Source organism: Oceaniferula marina (genome assembly GCF_013391475.1).
In the GTDB taxonomy this organism is placed as follows: Bacteria; Verrucomicrobiota; Verrucomicrobiia; order Verrucomicrobiales; family Akkermansiaceae; genus Oceaniferula; species Oceaniferula marina.
The window spans coordinates 336,753-357,740 of sequence record NZ_JACBAZ010000001.1; the positions used below are offsets into that span (position 1 = coordinate 336,753).

A 20,988-nucleotide genomic window follows, 5' to 3' on the forward strand; every position below is an offset into this window, starting at 1 on the left:
CGTTTAAGCATTTGGTGTGCCAACTTTAAACAAAGGTGATAAATTATTTTTCATCTTGGGATACATCGAGTGTAATCAAGGTTGTATCATCCGTCCCATCATTGGAAACGGCGCGCGATATAAGAGCCTGCGCCAGAGAGCTTGTCGAGTCTGGGTTTTTCAAAAATGCGGAGTGAATGTGCTTTTGCCAGAGCCCGTCAATCAGACCATCGCTACATATGAGAAATCGGTCACCAGGCTGATACGCAACCGATGCGACGTCCGGGCTGACTCCCTGATGCCCACCACCTACCACTTCGTAGAGCGCGGATCGTCGTGGATGACAGCGATATTCGCGCTCGCTGATCTCACCCCGATGCATTTTTTTCCAAACAAAAGTATGATCTTCGGTGAGTTGCCGGGTTTCGGGGGGCTCTCCTCCACCGTGATCGCGGTGCAGATAGATTCGGCTGTCTCCCACATGGGCGAGGTAGAGGTTGTCAGGGGTGAACCATGCCAGGGCGAGGGTGGCGGCCATTCCTTTTTTGCTCGGATCCTCGGCAGCCTCGGCATTGATCGCGAGGTGGACCGCGCTAATTGCCTGCTTAAGGTGGCTCAGATAATCCGGCCTCAATCCAGAGGCTGCAGTTTTGAAGGTCCTCGGGATCATGGCGCTTAAGGTTTCGAGTAGCATGGCCGACGCAGCATCTCCCGCCCGACCGCCGCCCATGCCGTCAGATACGGCAAAAACCACATCATGGGACGCCAGAGAGTGACTGCCATCACTTTCCAAGACCCGGGCACCGTGGATATCGGATGAAAACGCCAACCAGGAGTCGTCATTAATCGGTTTGCGGGAGCCGGAAATCGACTCTGCGGTCCATGAGATGGTGGCTGGGACTGGCGGCGCTGTGAGTTTTTTTGCGCCGGGGAGAAAAGGATTTGTTTCTGGTTGAGGGGAGGGAGGCATGTTGGATGAAAGAAGTTCAGTCGATCAGTCGACCAGTCGGCGTCAATGATCGGAGGTCGGCGCTTTTTCTTCGCGCGGGTTTGGCAGCAGCGTGGCGAGTTCGAAATCAATCACGCAGAACTGACCAGCCTTGTCATCGTAGGTGATGTTGCGAGGAAATGGATCATCGTGTCGAACCCCAAACTCTTGCTCCAACTTGAGAAACAATTTGTCTGATTTCTTTTGTGATAGGTTCGGGGCCGGGCTCCCACAATTGCTTGTTACGAGATGAAGTTCATCTTCCCCGGCATCAATAAATCGGGGGACAAAGTCACACCCTCTTTCCTCAAGAGCCTTTAAAATACGGATTTCGTTAGCAAAGCGCGACTCCTTATCCGTTCCACGAAAATACTTGTGAACATTGCCGTAGAAGTCAATTTTCACAAGTGAGCGAATTCCGTCTTTGAGGTTGCGCATACCAATGCTGTACCACGCCATGATAGAGGCTGCAACGATCAAAACCGTCACCCACGTCAAATAAATCGGCTTATTTTACCCTTCCAGCCATTGATTGGCGAACTCATCAAGTTGAGGTGGCTGAGTCTCCGACACATGGCGTGTATTCAGCCACGTCTCCTTGCCAAACCATGTTCTTTGGCGTTTGGCATATTGTCGGGTGGCGGCAGCTATCCGCTCTTCACATTCTTCACGATTCAATTCGCCGGACAGCATCGCTTTTATCTGAGGAATACCAATCGCCTTCTCGCAGGTTGTCGAAGCACCGGCAAGGTTACGAACCTCGTCGATCGCCCCGTGATTAAGCATCCAGGTTGCCCGTTGGTTGATTCTTTGCCTGAGCTGCTCCCGATCCCAGAGTAGATAAACGCCCCGCAGATGTTTCTCGGTTTCCGAAGATGTCTTTTTCCAGTCGCTTTTAATGGTCGACATTTTCTTTCCTGACAGCAGGCAAATTTCAAGAGCTCTGATCACATAGCGTCGATTTTGGAGGTTGGTCACCGCTGCACCTTCGGGGTCGAGTTTTTGGAGGTGCTCAATCAGGCTGGAATCTGATCGCCCCTCTAGTTCGGCTCTCAGCCCGGGGGCGCTCGACGGCACCGGGGACGGCCCGTGGGTTAAAAACTTCAAATACATCCCGGACCCGCCAGTAACGATGGGGGTTTTTCCCTTTAGAATGATGGATTCGATGACTGGTAGCGCCATTTCCCTGAAAGACATGGCATCGCAGACCTCATTAGCGGCGAGGACGCCGTAGAGGTGATGGGGGACCTTTGATTTCTCCTCCTCTGTTGGTGCTGCCGAGAGGATTTCAATCCCTCGGTATAACTGGTAAGCGTCAGCATTGACAATTTCCCCATCCAACTTCTGCGCCAACTGAATCGCGAGCGATGATTTTCCGGATGCCGTTGGGCCGCAGACATACACTGGGGATGGAGGAGTCATTGTGTACGAAAAACCCCGCCTGGAGATCGGCGACTCGCAAGCGGGGTAAAATGAATGAAAGGTTGGAGCTACTTATTCAGCGCTTTCTTTTGCTGGCTGCTCATCTGTCGTTTCCGAGGTTTCGGAAGCTGTGACTTCTTGAGTCTCGTCGTTCGCCTTGTTTTTATTAGGGCTAGGCTTGTTGTTTGCGCCATTCACTACGAGGTTGCGCCCCATGAATGGTTGGTCATGCAGAACCTCGACGGCACGCTTTGCCTCATCAACATTTTGCATCTCGATAAAGCCGAAGCCTTTGGAGCGATGCGTATGCTTGTTGTAGACGATTTCGACCTTGCGAACGGTGCCAATCCCTTTGAAAAGGTCTTCCAGAGAGCTTTCATCGGCATCATATGAGAGGTTGCCCAAGTAGAGTCTTGAGGTCTCAACGGGGAAGTCTCTTTTTTCGCCGCGTCCACTCTTAGGTGAGCGGCCTTTTGCGTTGCGAGTGTTGGACTTGCCGGTTTTAGCAGGCTGATCGGGAGCTCCGTCCTGATTGCCGCTTTTCCTGCGTGGCGGGCGGGTTGGCTCTTTGTAAAGACCGAAAAATTTAAGGATTTTCTCCCATAAAGTTAGCGGTTCAGGTTTTCTATGGCGACGACGCTGTGGGCTTTGAGCTCCACGATTGCGATTTCCTCCATTGGATCCGCCTTGGCGGTTTCCTCCTCCCTGATTGTTCCGATTCCGGTTTCGATTGCGGTTTCGGTTACGATTGTTGTTTTGGCGGTTTTGGCCACCTCCGTTGCGGGGTCGGCCGTTGTTTTCTTGAGACATTGTAATAATAAGTCGTTGGTTGTTGCTTGCGTTGCACCAGTGGGCTGAAGGCAACCTCAAGGGTTGCCTCTGCAGTCGGGGCGGCCTGATCCGCAGAAACCGACATCGGGGTATTCATTTGTAAGGATGGACCTCTGCCCATAGTGGCGCGCGAGTTTGTCATTGCCAGGCATCTTTCGGGCATCCAGCCACCTACCACCGCGTTGTTCAGATAAGATAAAACGGTTGGCAGACGGTACAGGGGAGTCGCGAACACTCGTAAGCGCTCTGACCAAGAGGTCAGGCAGGCAATGAGTGTTAGTAACAGGCGCGAATTCATAATCCTTGATGCAGGCGGCGGCAAGTTAGCTCCGAATTATGAAATGACAAGAACCGAATCAGGTGTTGTCAGATTCTTTTATTTAGGTAATCTCTGCGCGCGCCACCCACTCGACGTCCATATATGAAGCCTATTTTCCTGATATTATTCACGCTTTTGACCGCTTTTCTGCCGCTTGCCCAAGCGAAAGAGAGTTATCTCGTGATGGAGGCTCACAGCAACCGTGTCTTGCTGGCATACAATTCCGAACAAAAGCGCCCGGTCGCCAGCCTGAATAAGATCACCTCCGTTAAGGTGGTCTTGGATTGGGTGAAAGCATCCCAGGCAAACCTTACAACTTTGATTCCAGTCCCTCAGGCGGCTCTCGCTCTGGGTGGACCCAACCCCATGGGTTTGCAACCGGGGGATCAGCTTTCCATCCGGGATGCCATCTATTCCGCCATGCTGGGCTCTGACAATATTGCCATGTTCGCCCTGTCCCAACACGTAGGTCAACAACTGCTTATCAGGCGGCAAATTGCCGGAGATCCACAAAAGACGTTTGTCGCCGAGATGAACACGCTGTCCAAGGCTCTGGGGATGCGCCGCACAAAATTCAAATCCTCGCATGGCTTGGAAGTGGGTTACTGGAAGGGGCATTCAACGGCGGCGGACATCGCCCGCATCTGCGTTCATGTGATGCGGGATACCGGTTTTGGTTTTTACGTAAAACAACGCTCGCGAAAAATCTCAGTTGTTTCACCCGGCGGACAACGTCGGTCCTTCACCGTGCAAAACACAAACAAGCTGTTGGGGCAACTGAATGTCAATGGCATCAAGACGGGCATGACTGCTGAGGCTGGACAGTGCCTGGCGATCAACGCCCATAAGTCACCGTTGGTAAAAAAACTTGAGGATGGCAAAACACAGATTCGCGGACGCGATCTGGTTGTCGTCATTTTAGGGAGTTCCGACCGCTTTGGGCGGGCTCGTCAACTCATCCCCCAAGGTTGGAACGCCTTCGATCAGTGGGGGGCGGCCGGGTATCCGATATCGGAGAGTCGGCGCGAGTATCTTGTTGTGCCACAATTGTAAGCCGATAAGTATTTTCCGTTACATTTTCAGAGAGGACAAAAGAAACCATACAGAAACAGAAAGAAAACAATATGCGAATTGGAGTATTAAATAGTGGCGGGGATTGCCCCGGATTGAATGCCGTAATCAACGGAGTGGTAGGAGCGGCATCGAGGTTGGGCTGGGAAGTTCTCGGATTCATCGACGGTTATGAGGGGCTTTTGCCGGAAGGGGGCGACTACATCACCCTGACTCCTGATGATACCATCGGCATTGCCAAGCTGGGAGGCACCATCCTTGGCACAACCAACAAAGGGCACTTTGCTGCCAAGGTTGGCGAGGGGGATGTGGCTAAAATCCCCGAGGAAATCATGGCGAAAGCCCGTGGAAACATGGAAAAACTTGGAGTTGAAGCGCTCGTGATTATTGGCGGAGACGGCTCCCTCACAACAGCCCTGCAAATGAACCAGGAAGGTTTCAATGTCGTTGGTGTCCCCAAGACAATCGATAACGACCTGCAGGCGACTGCCATGACTTTCGGTTTCGATAGCGCTGTTTCTACGGTGGTGGACAGTCTGGACCGACTTCAGACCACTGCTCAAAGTCACAAGCGGGTCATGGTACTCGAGGTGATGGGGCGTCACGCTGGTTGGATCGCCCTATGGGGTGGGATTGCCGGGGGAGCGCACGTCGTGCTGCTGCCTGAGGTGGAATTCAGCCTGGATAAGGTTGCCGACTTCATCAAACAGCGTGAAGCTGAAGGTAAGCGAAGTTCTCTTGTGGTGGTCGCTGAAGGGGCCAAACTGAGTGGTGGTGAGCTGGTCATTCGCGGCGAAGGCGCTGCCAGTGAGGTGAGTCTCGGCGGCGTTGGTGACGTTGTTGCGCATCACTTGGAAGAGATGACAGGTAAGGACACCCGTTCCTGCACCTTGGGGCACTTGCAGCGCGGAGGGTCTCCCACTGCGCTCGACCGCATTTTAGGCGCTCGTTTCGGGGTTAAAGCGGTAGATCTTATCAGGGAAGGGAAATTTGGCAGCATGGTAAGCTACCAGGCGTATCACGTCGATTCCGTCCCGATTGAGGACGCTGTCCATCAGCTCCGCCTCGTGAACCCTGAAGGGGAGATGGTGCAAACCGCCCGAGCTCTCGGCATCTGCCTTGGGGACTAGTTTTCTCGTTGAGTTATCGATAAGGGACTGAACCACTATTATGAAAGATCCACTGCTTAAACTGCTTAGCACCAAAGCCAGATACTCTTCTGAGGATTTGGCTGAGGCGCTGAGTCTAAGCCCTGAGGAGGTCGATTCGAAAATTGCCGCCTGGGAAAAAGAGGGCACCATCTTAGGTTATCACGCCGTCGTTGACGCTGAAAAGGCGGGAGAGCTTGGTGTATCTGCTTTTATCGAGGTTAAAGTGACGCCTGAAAGGGGTGGGGGCTTTGATCGTATGGCCATGCGAATCGCTCGCTTTGATCAAGTGGACTCCTGCTATCTGATCAGTGGAGGTTACGATCTCCTCGTGGTTGTTGACGGGAAAGGTCTGCGCGAGGTTGCTCGATTTGTCTCTGAAAAATTGAGCACCATTGATGGGGTTCTCTCCACGGCAACCCATTTCAGCCTCAAAGCCTACAAGGAAAAGGGATTCGTTTTTGAACAGGAATCTGACAACGGAAGGCTTTTGGTAAGTCCATAACGATGAAGTGTTTCTGCTTAAACTTACATTTTTTTTGTAATTGTAATTTCCCGTGTAATTGAATTGATCTATGGATTATTCTAAGAAGATTTCCCGGCAGGTGGCTGGGATTCCCCGATCAGGGATTCGCGACTTTTTTGAACTGGTTCAGGGGCGTGAGGATGTCATCTCACTGGGTGTCGGGGAGCCGGATTTTGCCACCCCTTGGCACATTCGCGAGGCCGCCATTTACTCTCTTGAAAAAGGTCAAACGAGCTACACGTCGAACTTGGGAATGCCTTCACTGAGGAAGGTCATTTCGAGCTATGTCAGTGGTTTTTTTGAGGTGGATTACGAGTCGGACTCGGAAGTTCTCGTTACAGTGGGGGTGTCTGAGGCGATTGACCTCGCGTTAAGGGCTTTACTTAATCCTGGGGATGAGGTGGTTTACCATACGCCTTGCTATGTTTCCTACCTGCCGAGTGTTTCGCTGGCATACGGTGTCCCGGTCGAAGTGGCGACGCACGAGCGTGATAATTTCGCCCTCAGGGCGGATATGCTCGAGCAGGCAATCACACCTAAAACCAGGGTTCTCATGTTAAATTTCCCGACTAACCCCACCGGGGCGGTTACGCCTCGGTCAGAGTTGGAGAAAATCGCGCGCCTCTGCGTAAAACATGACTTGATTGTGTTGAGTGATGAGATTTACTGCGAGTTGAGGTACGATGCCCACGATCCGCACTGCTCAATCGCTTCCTTGCCGGGGATGAAGGAGCGTACCGTTTTGCTTCATGGTTTTTCAAAGGCTTTTGCAATGACTGGTTTCCGCTTGGGGTATGCATGCGCTCCGCAACCGTTGATTGAGGCTATGATGAAAATACATCAATACGCCATGTTGTGTGCTCCCATCACCAGTCAGGCCGCCGCGCTCGAAGCTCTTGAACATGGCGAGGCTGCCATGCTTAAAATGAGGGATAGTTACCACCAGAGGAGGGATTATGTTGTCTCGAAGCTCAATGAGATGGAGGGTATCCGCTGTCATTGTCCGGGTGGTGCTTTCTACGTCTTTCCGGATATTCGTGAAACCGGGCTCAGCAGTAAGGAATTTGCCATGCGTCTGCTTGAGGCTGAGGATGTGGCCGCCGTCCCCGGCGATGCCTTTGGTGATGCTGGGCAGGGTTTTCTGCGTTGTTGCTACGCCACCTCGTTTGACGAACTTAAAGAGGCGATGACCCGCATGAAGCGCTTTGTTGGAACCTTGTAGGCTCACTCTCGTATGAATCACATTCAAGCATGGAAAGAGGATAAAACCGTGGCGCATGTGCTGCCGTTGGCTGCTTTCATGCTGCTAATGATCCCATACCAGCTGACTGGTTGGCCTGAGTGGGATCACCCAAATGCCCCATGGTGGCGACACTACCCTGAGCAGTGGTTGTATCCTCTTCAGTCGCTGATAGCCATAGGGTTACTCCTATATTTCCGCAAAAACTATGAACTGAAATGGGGGCGGGGTGTTTTTCTTGGGGTTTTCATGGGGGTGATCGGAATTGGCTTTTGGATACTTCCGACCCAGGTGCACAGTTGGCTTGATATTGAAGGTGAGCCTGACGGGTTTTTGAGGTTTCTCGGGGTGATGCCACGAACCGACGGGTTCAATCCTCAGGATCTCTCAGATAAATTCAACGGCTCGCTTTGGGTTTACTGGTCGTCGTTGATTTTTCGATTCTTTAGGGCTGTGGTTGTAGTATCGCTGATCGAGGAAATTTTCTGGCGAGGGTTTCTAATGCGCTTTTTACTCAATCCTGATCGAGATTATTGGAAAATACCCTTTGGAAAACCATCATGGAAATCCTTCCTGATTGTTACAGGTTTATTTATGCTGGCTCACGCGCCAGTCGACTATGTTGGGGCGTTTATTTTCGGATCGCTTATGTATTGGTTGGCTGTCAGAACTAAAAGCCTATTGGCCTGCGTGGTGATGCACGGGGTCGCCAATCTCATCATGGGCTGGTACGCTATCTCCTTTGGTAAATATGGGTTGTGGTAGATTAACCTGCAATGGTAGAGTGATTTGTGATCATATTTACTCTTAAATGTTAATTGGTGGAGTCGATTGTTCAGCCTGCAATTTGGGTGTTTTCCGCAAGTATTGTTCGTTGCAAAAACGGTTGTCAGTTGCGTAGTTACCTTTGTTGACAGATTTCCATGTATTTGAGTCTAGCGTGATGGGGTGAGATCCGATACTCATTTGCAGCGAAAGCGAGCTGGCAGAACCGGCACCCTAGAAAAAGATCTCACGAGAACATGAAAATTGGAATTGCTCAAATCAACGCGATCGTCGGGGATTTTCCCGGAAATGCCAAGAAGATCATGGCTGCCTACCGTGAGTGCCTCGAATTGGGAGCCGAGTTGGTCGTTGCTCCGGAGATGGCATTGGTGGGCTACCCGCCACAAGATCTGATGTTCAAATCTCAGTTCGTGCCAAAATGCCTCCAAGCTCTCGACTATTTGGCGGATGAGACAGCTGATATCCCGATGCTTGTGGGGTATGTCGACCACAATACGGAGAACAGCGTGGGTAAACCGTTTCGTAACGCCGCTGCATTTCTGCACAAGGGGAAGGTGTTGCATAAGATCTGGAAGACCCTGTTGCCAGCATATGACGTCTTTGATGAGCGGCGCTACTTCGAACCTGCGGACCGCGTTGAACCTATCGTTTGGGGTGGTGTTCGTCTGGGAGTGACGATTTGTGAAGATGTTTGGCCTGTTGAGCACTTGGAGCATCCGCTCTACCATCGTGACCCCGTTGCCGAACTGGCATCTCAAGGGCTTGACATCCTGATCAACCTCAGCGCTTCACCTTTTCACTTGGGTAAGCCTGAAAGGCGTCTCGACATGCTGAGCCGGGTAGCGAGAGAACACCACACACCATTGGTTTATTGCAACTGTGTCGGTGGTAACGACCAGTTAATTTTTGACGGTGCTTCCATGGCCTTGGATGCCAAGGGCGAATTGATCGATTTACTTCCCGCATTTGAAGAAAAATGCACGGTCGTTGAGACCACGGCCGACGCCAACACCACAAGCCGGAATCACTTCGACTTGTCAGATGAGGAGTCTTTGTACCGAGCATTGGTCCTTGGTTTGCGAGATTACGTGAATAAATGTGGATTTTCCAGTGTCTGCTTGGGTTTGAGCGGGGGGATCGATTCAGCTCTGACAGCCGTGTTGGCATGTCACGCATTGGGGGCTGACAAGGTGCGAGGCTTGACCATGCCCAGCGAATTTTCATCCGAGGGCAGTGTCGGACACTCAGTGGATTTGGCTCGCAATCTGGGAATGCGCTGTGACACCGTGCCTATTGCAGACGCATTCGCATCGGTTAAAACATCGATGCAACCCATATTCGGCGATTTGCCGGAAGATGTGACGGAGGAGAATATGCAAGCTCGGATCCGCGGACTGTTCCTCATGTCGCTTTCCAATAAGTCAGGGAGTTTGCTGCTGACGACAGGAAATAAAAGCGAATTAGCTGTTGGTTACTGTACCATGTACGGTGACATGTGTGGGGGGCTCGCCGTAATCAGCGACCTACCAAAAATGCAGGTATACGCACTATCTCGCTGGATCAACCGGGAGCAGGAAATCATCCCTTGGGACACCATCGAAAAACCTCCAAGCGCCGAGTTGAGGCCAGACCAAAAAGATCAGGACACCCTGCCTCCCTATGAAACACTCGACGCCATTCTATCCCTCTACGTGGAACAGCAACTGTCGGCCAGCGAGATTGTAGAAGATTACGGCCACGAAGAAAATCTGGTTCGTTGGGTTCAGCGGCGGGTGGATCTCAATGAATGGAAGCGCTTTCAGGCGGCTCCGGGGTTGAGGGTGACATCAAAAGCATTTGGCATGGGACGGCGCATGCCGATCGTTCAGCGATTCACAGATTAATTAACGCTAATTCCTGCTAGCGTTTCGCCCCGAACCTTTGCTATGCTCAATCATCGGGTCAATTGACCTGCGTTACCCCCAGGATCATGATGGACGAATCTTCAGCGCGCGCCATACTCGGACTCAAGGCTAGGGAAAACCCTCGCCCCCGCTTAGCTGAGTTCCGCGCCAACGTCCGTAGGCGAGAGGCCTTTATTGAAAATGCCCCGAGCCCGGAAACGAAGCTTCGACTAAAAAAGGAACTGCATGACTACGAGCAAGCAATCGAAGTTATCGCTGCCGTAGCCCAATCGGTCAAACAACGAAGGCATGTTGGCTTCTGTTGCTGTTTACTGGTGATTGCCACCGCTGCGGCATGCGGGTGGTGGAAGTATGATCAGTATGTAAAGCAACAGATAGAGCTGGAGCAGGCTAGGGAGTTGGATTACGAGCATCGCCGTTTTGAACAAAAGGAAAAGCTTGTCAATCAACGGCTGAAAGAGGGGGAGGGCTACCTGAACCGTCGTCAGTGGAAGTCTGCCACCGAGGCTTACCAATCCGCACTAAGCATCGACCCCGGTTCTGTGGCTGCAGAGCAAGGTCTGGAGGCTGTCAGCGCGGGGAAACTGGAAGAAAAAAACCAAAAGATTTTTTATCGCTTGGGTGAAAGTCAGGCTGCGATGGAGGCCGGAGAATGGGAGAAAGCGATCCGTTTAACCCAATCGGTGCTCAAAGAGAATCCAGGGCACCCGGAAGCGACCAAAAAGCTGAAGTCCATCAAACTTAAGCAACATCAGCAAAAAGTCAGCTTGCTAGCTCAAGCTGTTGAGCGAGACCTTGAAAGCGGAGACTTGCAGCAAGTTCAGCAATCGTATGCGCAATTGGAAAAAGAAGCCCCTGATCACCCCGGACTGCAAGCCTACTCGAAGCGCATGAATCAAGCGCTCGCAGAGTTGCAAGCCAGGCAAAGGCAGGCGCTGGCCCTCATGCAGCAGGCCAAAGAACTGGATAAAGGAGAGTATTCCTCTGAAGCGGTTCGCCTCCTCGATCAAGCTGCGCAGTTGGACCCGGATAACCCGGAAGTTAAAAAGCTGCATCAAAAAATCAATAACTACTCCAGAACTGTTAAAGTGCCTGAAGATGTGGCCACGATCACTGAAGCGATCGCCATGGCCAGAGCTCGGGACAGAGTTGAGATCGCTCCAGGTATCTATCATGAGTCAATTATTCTGGACAAGCCGATCAAACTGGAAGGGGGCGCCGGTGTGGGTAAGCTCGAAAACAAGGAGCCCAACACCCGTGCTTCAGAAAAGCCCCGGGAGAGAGTCATTCTTCAATTGCCAGCGGGTGAAGCACCGCTACTAACCGTCCGAGCTACAGCAGACGGATCCCATATCAGCGGCATCAGTTTTCAACACGCAGGTTTCGACTATGATGACGAGAGGGCATCCGCAGTCATCGTCCAAGGGGCATCGGTCACGATCAGTGAATGCTCGATCAGGCAGGCCGCAGGGCACGGGTTGGCTGTGATAGATGGAGCCAAGGTTCGGGCTCTTGGGTGCTCATTTACGCATTGCGGGTGGGATGGCGTTTCTGTTTATGGGAAATCGGATAAACGCAACAGTTATGCTGAACTGTTCAATTGTATCAGTCAGGATAATATTCAACACGGAATGGAGTTCTGGAACGGGGGGCATGGTAAAGTCGAGAATTGTAGAGTGTTAGCCAATGGCTTGTGTGGGATACTGGCCATGTCTCCTCTGGCGCAACTGACGGTTCAAACAAGTGTCTGCTCAAGAAATCGAAGTGCTGGAATTTTAGTTTCGGATCAAGTAAAAGGGAAGCTCGTAGCCAACCGGTGTGACAACAACCTGCTCAGCGGAATTGTTGCCAGAGGCCAAGGAACGGATGTCCAGCTCATCAACAACGTAAGCAACGGAAATCAGGAGGTGGGCATTCTCATTCACCAAGGGGTCAAACGCAGCGCCTTCTCTGGAAATCAGGCAACGGGAAACAAACACCGCCAAATTTGGTTGAATGCTTCCGCCGGCCGCTAGCTTTTTTGCGGTCAGCTTGAGAAGGTTGTTCTTGGTTGTTGAGGTAGAGCTTTACCTCCGGTCATTCACTCCTGTGTAGGTCTAATACCACTCCGTAAAATAGACGAGACGATTGATCATTGTTGCGGTATTTGGAAGAGCACTGCGTGATCCATGAGAGTTCCGGATGAATGACTCCTTTGGCTGTGTTTCTCCTTAGTCATGGTGCCCGCACCATTCCTTCGTCGCGCCTTGCCAAAGAACTTATTCATCTCGGCTATCGTCCCGTCTGTTTTACTACTTGGTCTAAAAATTACGGGCGTTTTACCAAATACGGATTATGCATATTTTGCTATTTCTAGCTGGTCGTGCAGGAAGCATCAGGGGTAAGTTACACCTATCAAAATGACTTCTTCTGATTTTGGCTATTCCGATGCCCATGCATCCACATCCTCCTTGAAAGGCAGTAAGGTAACCGTCACTCAATCCCCCTCATGGTTGCAAGCTGTAGAATATTCACCCATGGATCGGGTTCTGGACGCCCCGGTTTCTATTCATCTCATTGATCACCAAATCAATACTCTCGAGCACTCGGCATACTACCGCAGCTGTAAGAGATTGGAGACCCCGGCCGGGGTGCAAGATGAGTCCCAAATTGAAGTCGCTTTTGATCCGGCAATCCAAAAGCTGGAATTGCACCACTTGTCTGTTTTTCGGCACGGCGAGCTGGTGGCAAACTACGCAGATTTAGATAAAATTCGATTGATTCAGCGGGAAACATCCTTGGAGCAACGGATCTATGGTGGTGAAATAACTGCGCTGATCGTTTTGGATGATGTTCGCAGTGGAGATACCGTTGATTTGGCGTATACGATCACCAACGAATCGTGGTTATTTAATCAGCATGAGTGGAGGCACTTTTTGCTTCAACACCGCAACACGGTAGGTCTACTTCGGCTCGTCTGGCTCGGAGAAAAGCCGAGGTATTCCTTGAATGTGGACAAAGCTGAAGATGTTTCCTTTCAGGAGTCTGATGGATGTTTCATATGGCAGCGTAGAGACTGTCCAGCTTTCAAGATGGAGAACGGCATTCCTTTAAACTACATGCCGATTGAAGACCTCGAATTGAGCAGCTTCGCCAACTGGGGCGAAGTTCAAGATGAGGTCAACGCTCTGTGGCGGAACCTCGGCCAACTGGCCCCAGAGGCTTTGCAGATGGTTGAACAAATTAAAGCCGAATGCTCGGAGACCGAGCTGATCGAAAAGCTCGTTCAATGGGTCAGGCAGGAAATCCGCTATCAAGGTTTCGAGGTTGGGGCTTTAGCCATGAAACCTGCAGACCTTGAGGCCATCTGGAAACGGCGGCATGGCGACTGTAAAGAAAAGTCATCTCTGCTGGTTGCCTTGTTGCGTGCTGCCGGAGTTGAGGCATATCCGGCTCTTGTTCACACATCCATGGGTGGGCTTTTGGAATCGACGCTTCCATCTCCCGGAGCCTTTAACCACGCCATTGTCTGTATCCGACATCAGGGCCTGGAATACTGGGTGGATTCGACCAACTCGCTGCAACGCGGAGGTTTGCCGAACTGGACCGGCATCTACCACTTTGGCTACGCCTTACTGATTGGTCCCGATGACGGTAACTTAAGTGTGATCGCTGAGCCAGATAAACGACGTAACTGGGTGCAAATCGCCGAGCACTATCAAATCAACTCCCATCAAAAATCGGCTAAATTTACGATCAAGCATCGGGCGTCAGGGGTTGAAGCTGAGCACCTTCGTCACATTGTGGAACATGAGGGGCGAGTGAAGCTGCAAGGTGACTTTGTGGCATGGGTTAAAGCAGCCCATCCCTCGGCCGAACTCCAGACAGATCTCGAGATTGAGAGCACCGACAGCAAAGATCAATTTTGCATGCAGGGGGAGTTTTATATCCCTGAAGCCTTTATTGTCTCTCCGGACGGATCGGAGGAGGGGGTGGTCTTTAGCCCCTACGCCATTATCGACCGAGTGGTTGGCGCTGATCACTCAAACAGAAAGCATCCGCTTGGCTTGAACTACCCATGCCGAATTGGGCAAACAACCACGATCGATTGTGATGTGAGCATTCCTTTCAGCAAGGACACCAAGAGGGTGGATTGCCCGTTTTTTGTCATGAGTTTCGATGTCGAAAACCACGAGGGAAAGCCTTTGTTGCGTTATCATTATGAAACCAAGGAGAAATTAGTCCCCCCTGATCGCATGGCCGGCTATAAAGCTCATTTGGTCAAATCAGAAGACTTGATCACTTGGGCAATTTCGGGTCCCCGCAATGCATCGGGCCAGAGTGAAGTCGAAAACGCTTGGGGGGCACCCAAACGGCAAAGCTATCGAAGTTCAGGTAGCGGGCGCCGGCGAGTCTACCGGGAAAGGCCCGAGTCCTCTTCTGCCGGCATCCCGGTGTGGCCATTTGTCATCGCAGTCGTCATCGTTTTGCGATTGGTTTTTGCCATGATGGATGGTTAACAGGGGCTTAGGTTACGCCTTTAGCGAAGAACATCCGCTCCCACGTTTACTTATCAATTGGATCTATATCACTCCATGAAATCGCTTATGCACTACCGTTTGCTTTGTCTCTGTTGGTTTCTTCTGGCTCTGCCAGCCTTCGGGGAGAATGAATCTCTGTCACGAACCCTCCCCAAGGCGTTGCCTCAAGATATCCTTACTCGCTTAACGCCATTGCAAAATGTCTTAGACAATTCCAAGGGGATTTCCAACTCCGAGGATTCTGGAGTCATTCTACTAAAAGAACGCTATGTGTGGGGAGATCGTTCGGGTCGGAGGTTTAAAATCCACCATTTGGTGTATAAAGCTTTGACCGAGCAAGGCTCCAAATATCTGGAAAAAGACAATTTTCGGTATGATGAGCAACTGACTAAAATCCACCTTTTGCAAGCCAGGACGGTTCTGCCTGACGGAACGATCAAAAAGGTGGCCGATAATGCGGCTTTCTTGCAAAGAGGGAGAGATTCAGGCTCATCTCAAACCTACCACAGTGACCGTGAGTTGGTGATTATTTACCCCGATATCAAAGTTGGCTCAATCACCGAAAGTATCGTCATTTATGAAGATGTTTCACCTCGGATCGAGGGAGAATTTATGACGGGGTTCTCGTTTCATTCCGGTTGGCCAACCGAACGGTCGATCAGCACGGTTGATCTTCCGGACGACCTCGGGAAGCGCCTCAGGTTACACCATATTGGGGCGGGGGTGCCTCAGTTAAAAAAGTCATCTTCTACAAAAGGTCGAACCCGGTGGGTGTGGGAGCAGCGTAAGGTGGAGTCGTCTGATTATGAGCCACAACGAGCTCCTAGTTTTCAGGCAGGGCCTGCAGTGAGAACTTCGACACTCCCCAATTGGGATGCTGTGGCCCGCTGGTATCAGGGGCTACTTGAACCTCGGGCTAAATTATCCCCAGAGTTGAAAGCACTGGCTAAACAGTGGACCAAAAGCAATCAAACACGGAAGCATACGATCAATGCTCTTTATCAGCGGGTAGCCAATGATGTGCGTTACACCGGTCTGGAGTTCGGACTTTCGGGCTTGCAGCCATATGATTGTAATGATGTTTGGAAAAACCAGTATGGTGATTGCAAAGATAAATCAAATTTACTCTGCGCTCTACTCAGGCATTGCGGGGTTACAGCCTATTTGGCCCTGGTCGAGACGGAGCATCGAGGTATTACCCATCAACAGCTGCCCACCTATCAAGCGTTTAACCATGCCATCGTTGCCATCCCCCCGGAAACTGAAAATGGCGAGTGGCTGTATTGCGATCCTACGATTCGATATGGAAAACCAGGTCTGTTATCTCCATCTTCATCCAACCGGAATACGCTGGTAGTGCAGCCTGATCGCGCGGTCTGGAAAATGACTCCGACCTCGAGTGCGGGATCATTGACTTATGACTTCAATCTGAAGCTGAATACCACAGGTCAATTGGAGGGGTGGATGACTTTGAGTGCAGAAGGGTATTATTCCATTAGCACCGGCGAGTCCTACCACGGCAGGGAGAGGGACAGTGTGCTCTATCAGTTAAATCAGCTGATTCAGCCTTTTTTCGCCGGAGCGCTTGTGGCCGATTACGTCATTCCGTCCCCTGAAGATAAGCAATTTAAAGAACCTGTAGTCGTCAAAGCCTATTTTACGTGCCCGGCCATCCAGCCTGACCAAAAGGGAAGAATTCACCTCTCCTTTCCCTCATCCAGTGGGTTGATTTCAAATTATGGAACCAACCCAACGAGACAGACCGACTTCTACCAATGGCCTGATCAAATCAACGTAACAGCTAATATCAAGGTCCCTGAGGGATACTCCATTCAATCCGCTCCACCATCATTTGAGGCGTCGACGCCGTATTTCAAGGCTGAGGCCAAATGGAACGACTTGCATTCCAGCCAAACTTGCCAAGCAATCATGAGACTCCATGTCCTTGGTGATTTTATACCGGCAACAAAAATAGCCCCAGTGCAACAGGCAAGCAGAGCTTTAAATGCGTGGCTTGAGAAATCAGCATTAATTCATCATGGAGATGTCACCCCTGCACTTGAACGGGAAGACAGTAAAGCGATAGAGATGACATTGATGCCGACCGGGGAAGGACAACTCGATCTTTTGGACAGACGGTACCCGTTGGGAGGATCAAAAGAAATGAGGGAAAGCGCCTTAAAAAAGGTGATACAGTGGTTTCCAGGTGATGCCAATACCGTGTTCATTGCACGCTCGAGAATGGCGTATTTGAATTATTGTCACGACGAGCTTCAAAAAGCGGAAGAAATCTACTCAAAGCTTCTCTCGAGGGCAGCTAATGGAGTCGACATCGATGAACGCCTGCTCGCCAAGTATCTCTATGCCATGGTCAAATACGAATTGGATGAGAAGGAACAGGCCATTGGAATTCTGGTGGAGCTCGCCTCAGATGATCGCATCAATGATTACCGCAAAGGGTGGACACACACCTTACTCGCCGATTACTTGTATGAGAATAAGAAGAGGATGGATGCCGCTGCTGAGCACGCAAAATTAGCTCTAACCATTGAAAATGAGCATCAGCCACGTGCCATGCAACGGCTGTTTCTCTGTTACTGCCATCAGCAGATGTCAGAACAGGCTGCAAAGTTATTGCTGGACTGGGCGAGCACACATGCCGATCAAGCGGAAGACACGTTCAAAGAACTCGAAAGTAAACTTTTTGAATTACCGATTTCACCTCTCATGAAGAACGCACACCTTGCGATTCAGCAATCACTAAAGACTCAAGCAAAAGATGGAGTCACAGCTTCAAATCAAAAGGACATACAAGCCATGCTCGAAACATTGGCTGGGAATCTTCGCTGCAAGATGGAATCTCGAGAAAGTAATGGGGAGATTCGGAAAGAACTGCTGGCATTGTTTGATCAGATAAATCCAAACTATCTAAAAAGCCGCCAAGCGACTGCAATTCATGCCAGCGCATCAAAGCTGGAAGCACAGCTAAATGATCTGTACAATGAAGACAATGATCAATGGTTGAAGGTTGCGGGGAAGTATTTTCGGTCATGCGAGCCTAACGGGCAATTCACACACTACCTATGGCAATTCCTAGCAATGGTTCAATGGAAAGAACATCAAAGCTCAGTGCCAGAAAATTGCGGAATGTATGGGTCTTTGGCAAAGTTGAGCGAAAAAATCCCACACCATGACGACAACTACTGGGAGTGTCAGTTTTTGATCGCTAGTCATTATGAATCCATGAACCAATGGGAGTCGGCAGTGCAGATTTACAAAAAAATGTCCAACGATCCGCAATTCAATTCAGAATACGGGCACGCTTGCTGGCACCGAATGGGTAAGGCCTATGAGGGGCTCGGTATGTGGGGGGAATCGAGGGAGTGCCACCTTAAGTTTGTAAAAGAACGGAAAGAATTTGAGAGTGTATGCTCACATATATGTAGAGCTGGATTGGTTAGTTTGAAGTCTGGCAATCGCCAGCAGGCAATTGACGACTGGAAGCTGTTGCAGGATGTGCCTCGGTCAACGTGGGCTGAGAGCGAAAATGCCGATGCCATTCATATGGCCATCCATATGGCAAACACTCCTGAAGAATCATTCGAATATTGGGATGATATGGACCAGTGGTGGCGTGAGGTTTATCTTGAAGAACTCAAGCGGCATGATTTACAGCCGGAATCGAACACGGTTCTTTATTCGTCAGATCAGGCGTCTAACGTTGAGGCTGCAGTCAAGTTGGCGTCATCAAATAAAAATTGGTCTGAAATGCTGGAATCTATCCACCCGGTTTTTGATGTGATGCGGTTTTTGCCATGTTATTTTGAAGGGCTTTATGCAACGGTCTATAATGGGGCGAATAGGTTTTCCACCTCAGATAAAAAAAGGTGCTATCGTTTGTTGGCTAAGGCAGCCGGAGCCATCAACGTAGGTAAACCGGAAGTCACAGAAATCGCAAACCGGGTGGAATGTGCACTCCTTTACGACGTCGGAGAGCATCAAAGAGCCCATCTCAAATCTCGATTGTTTTTGAAAAAGGCAGCCAAGGCCAGCCCGGAGCATTTGGAGCGATTAACATGGCTGTATTTGATCACCAGTCATGCAACGGGCAAAGATCTGAAGGATAGCATCGCAAAGGGGCTGAAGATTTGGAATCAAGGGCCAGAGTATATGAGTTATCACCGCTTTGCCCTGGCTCTGTCGAATGTCATGACCTCGAACCGCCAGCCCAAAGATGCGATAGAAGTGTTAAAAAAAGCCAGCAAAACCAAGTCGCCAGATGACGAATTCTATCAACAAATCCAGAAGCGATTGCAAAGTCATTCCAAGCAATCCCGCACTGCCGACAGTTTTCAGAAAAAAGTCAGTGAATGGGTGTCAAAACACAAACCTGCATGGTATGGTCATCTGCCACCATACAAGCTTGATGACGAGTTGAAGTTAGAGCTTGAGGGCTTGCTTCAGCTCGGTATCACTGAAAAGCACCGGCTTATGCATATCAAGTCATTGATGCTGGCAGCTCAATCAGATCAAATTCCTCTGGCTGAACGCCATCAGGCATTTATCGAGGCTGTGATTCTTGTTTCGGAAGACGCACCGACATGGAAACAGCATCAGGAAATCATCACCGATGCTTTGGGTCTGGATGCCGTTCCTGATCTGGTGAATCGTAATATTATTTGGAGGGCTTTTGTCAGGGCTTCATATGAAGGTCATCCGAGCATTCAGAGTGGCTATCGTGAACATCCCGCTTACCAATTGATCAACGAGTCAACCCGGAAAGCTTGGGGGAGGGATCTCGTCAAACTATGCAAAGTGCGTGCATCCGAGGCTGCCGAGGAAGTAGAATCGCTGCTGCGCAAGTTGGGTCGACGAAACATTGATGGAAACGATATCATCCAGATTGAGTTTCTATTTACGCTGCTTCTTGGCTGGGGTGAACTAGAAAAGGCTCAGGAAATTTACGACGAATCTGAAGCTTGGGAGTTCGTTGGTAATCATAACCAACGCCAACTTGAAATACGGTTGAAAATGCTCAGAGGTCTCAAGATTGCAACCCCCAGAAATGAAGTTCACCAGCAACTAGTGAAGCATTTCAGCAAAGCATTGAAGTTGAAAGCGGCTGAACAACCAAAGGGTTGGCAAGAATGGATCACACCTGAAAAAGACGCAGGTTACTCTACCAGCCAGCGGCACGCCATCATGGCGCAGCGAATCATCAAAAAACAACAGCTTGATGTCTCGGATTTGAGCATCTGGTTTCTTAAGCCAGGGTTCTGGGCAGAGCACGATGGGAAAGTCGAGCCAGAGCGTCTTCGTGTTGCTTTGAAGACAGTTCTGGATTCACGCCTGACAGAGAAAGACAAGTCATTTGCGATTATTGGCCTGATCCATTACGGTATGACGATCCCACAAGCTCTTCCTGTCATCGAGAATGAACTCGCAAATTGGGTTCGTCTGAACCTCGGAAAAGGGAGTAACGCCGCGACGGCATGCTTGACCTTGGCCCGGCATGCTGTCGGTCACGCTCTTCCCAAGGGGGAGCCCTCCGAAGATCTCATTAATTTGGGGCAAGATGGAAGCACTCTGCGCAAATTAGGGCGCTCCTCCTACCTGTCACTTTTACTTCGCTCAAGCGACCAAAAGAAACTTTCCGTGTTTTTGGATTATCTGCCGTCTTCAGCCCTCCTCGAAGATGAATTGCTCTTCAGGTATTACTCATCACTGAGGCTGCTCGGCGATGATGCGTTGCTGAAGTTGCTCGATCCTTATATTGCTGAGCTTATAGAGAAACAGGTGATGGATGCTTGGCGAGCTCCAGAGGTTGAATCCTTTATCAGAACCTGCCGATTTGCCATTGAGGCAAAGCATCAAGATTTACTCACTGAGGTTTGGATGCACCATGTAATTAGCTCCTTGCATTCCGAAGACAAGCCAATGGCAAAGCTCATGCTTGCGGTCGTAAACCAGCAGTGGGGCGAGGTTCTGGATTTGACAGAATCGACGCTCAAAGATGAGCGCAATGCAGAAAACCAAGCTTGTTTGCATTACTATCGAGCTCAAGCATTATTGGAACAAGGAAGGCTAGAGGAAGCAAAGCAAAGCCTTGGCAAAGCATCTGCAATCAATCCTATAAGCTCAGCCTATTCCTATATGGCCACCCTCCAATGCTCGAGCCTGCATGCTAATACCACTCCGTAAAACAGACGAGACGATTGATCGTTGTTGAGGTATTTGGAAGAGCACTGCGTGAT

At 50.4% G+C, this 20,988-nt stretch carries 13 protein-coding genes and 1 pseudogene; 10 read left to right on the forward strand and 4 right to left on the reverse strand.

The window, feature by feature from the left end:
• Positions 1-43: 43 nt before the first annotated feature.
• The 4 genes from HW115_RS01305 to HW115_RS01320 all read right to left on the reverse strand — a co-directional run bounded on the left by HW115_RS01305 (position 44) and on the right by HW115_RS01320 (position 3,199).
• Positions 44-949 (reverse strand): PP2C family protein-serine/threonine phosphatase, encoded by a 906-nt coding sequence (locus HW115_RS01305; RefSeq protein WP_178930772.1) that lies wholly within the window; start codon positions 947-949, stop codon positions 44-46.
• Positions 950-991: 42 nt separating this feature from the next.
• A complete protein-coding gene (locus tag HW115_RS01310) occupies positions 992-1,426 on the reverse strand; it encodes a BUD32 family EKC/KEOPS complex subunit (protein WP_227021210.1) in 435 nt (144 codons plus the stop codon).
• Positions 1,427-1,480: 54 nt separating this feature from the next.
• On the reverse strand, positions 1,481-2,389 hold the full coding sequence (miaA, locus tag HW115_RS01315) for a tRNA (adenosine(37)-N6)-dimethylallyltransferase MiaA (protein ID WP_178930773.1): 909 nt from the start codon (positions 2,387-2,389) through the stop codon (positions 1,481-1,483).
• Between the two features lie 72 nt (positions 2,390-2,461).
• Positions 2,462-3,199, reverse strand: coding sequence for an RNA recognition motif domain-containing protein (locus HW115_RS01320; protein ID WP_178930774.1), 738 nt, complete (start codon positions 3,197-3,199; stop codon positions 2,462-2,464).
• 442 nt (positions 3,200-3,641) lie between these two features.
• Between HW115_RS01320 and HW115_RS01325 the strand changes: the two genes are divergently transcribed.
• From HW115_RS01325 to HW115_RS01365, 10 genes and pseudogenes are all read left to right on the forward strand, one after another.
• Complete coding sequence (locus HW115_RS01325; protein WP_178930775.1) at positions 3,642-4,592, forward strand: D-alanyl-D-alanine carboxypeptidase family protein; 951 nt, start codon at positions 3,642-3,644, stop codon at positions 4,590-4,592.
• A gap of 71 nt (positions 4,593-4,663) precedes the next feature.
• On the forward strand, positions 4,664-5,740 hold the full coding sequence (locus HW115_RS01330; RefSeq protein ID WP_178930776.1) for a 6-phosphofructokinase: 1,077 nt from the start codon (positions 4,664-4,666) through the stop codon (positions 5,738-5,740).
• Between the two features lie 40 nt (positions 5,741-5,780).
• Positions 5,781-6,263, forward strand: a complete 483-nt coding sequence (locus HW115_RS01335; protein ID WP_178930777.1) for an Lrp/AsnC family transcriptional regulator — start codon at positions 5,781-5,783, stop codon at positions 6,261-6,263.
• Between the two features lie 70 nt (positions 6,264-6,333).
• Entirely contained in the window at positions 6,334-7,506 is a 1,173-nt protein-coding gene (locus HW115_RS01340) for an aminotransferase class I/II-fold pyridoxal phosphate-dependent enzyme (RefSeq protein ID WP_178930778.1), read from the forward strand.
• A 12-nt stretch (positions 7,507-7,518) separates the two neighbouring features.
• The gene (locus HW115_RS01345; RefSeq protein WP_178930779.1) at positions 7,519-8,289 is read left to right on the forward strand and encodes a CAAX prenyl protease-related protein; all 771 of its coding nucleotides are present in this window, start codon (positions 7,519-7,521) and stop codon (positions 8,287-8,289) included.
• Between the two features lie 257 nt (positions 8,290-8,546).
• Positions 8,547-10,193: an NAD+ synthase gene (locus tag HW115_RS01350; RefSeq protein ID WP_178930780.1), complete on the forward strand. Its 1,647-nt coding sequence runs from the start codon at positions 8,547-8,549 to the stop codon at positions 10,191-10,193.
• A gap of 86 nt (positions 10,194-10,279) precedes the next feature.
• Positions 10,280-12,229 carry a right-handed parallel beta-helix repeat-containing protein gene (locus HW115_RS01355; protein WP_178930781.1) on the forward strand — a complete coding sequence of 650 codons (1,950 nt, stop codon included), beginning with the start codon at positions 10,280-10,282 and terminating at the stop codon, positions 12,227-12,229.
• 384 nt (positions 12,230-12,613) lie between these two features.
• A complete protein-coding gene (locus HW115_RS01360; RefSeq protein ID WP_178930782.1) occupies positions 12,614-14,713 on the forward strand; it encodes a DUF3857 domain-containing transglutaminase family protein in 2,100 nt (699 codons plus the stop codon).
• Between the two features lie 87 nt (positions 14,714-14,800).
• Positions 14,801-16,015 (forward strand): annotated as a pseudogene (locus HW115_RS20285) (DUF3857 domain-containing transglutaminase family protein); the annotation flags it as partial.
• A 618-nt stretch (positions 16,016-16,633) separates the two neighbouring features.
• Positions 16,634-20,935, forward strand: a complete 4,302-nt coding sequence (locus HW115_RS01365; protein WP_227021286.1) for a tetratricopeptide repeat protein — start codon at positions 16,634-16,636, stop codon at positions 20,933-20,935.
• Positions 20,936-20,988 lie beyond the last annotated feature (53 nt).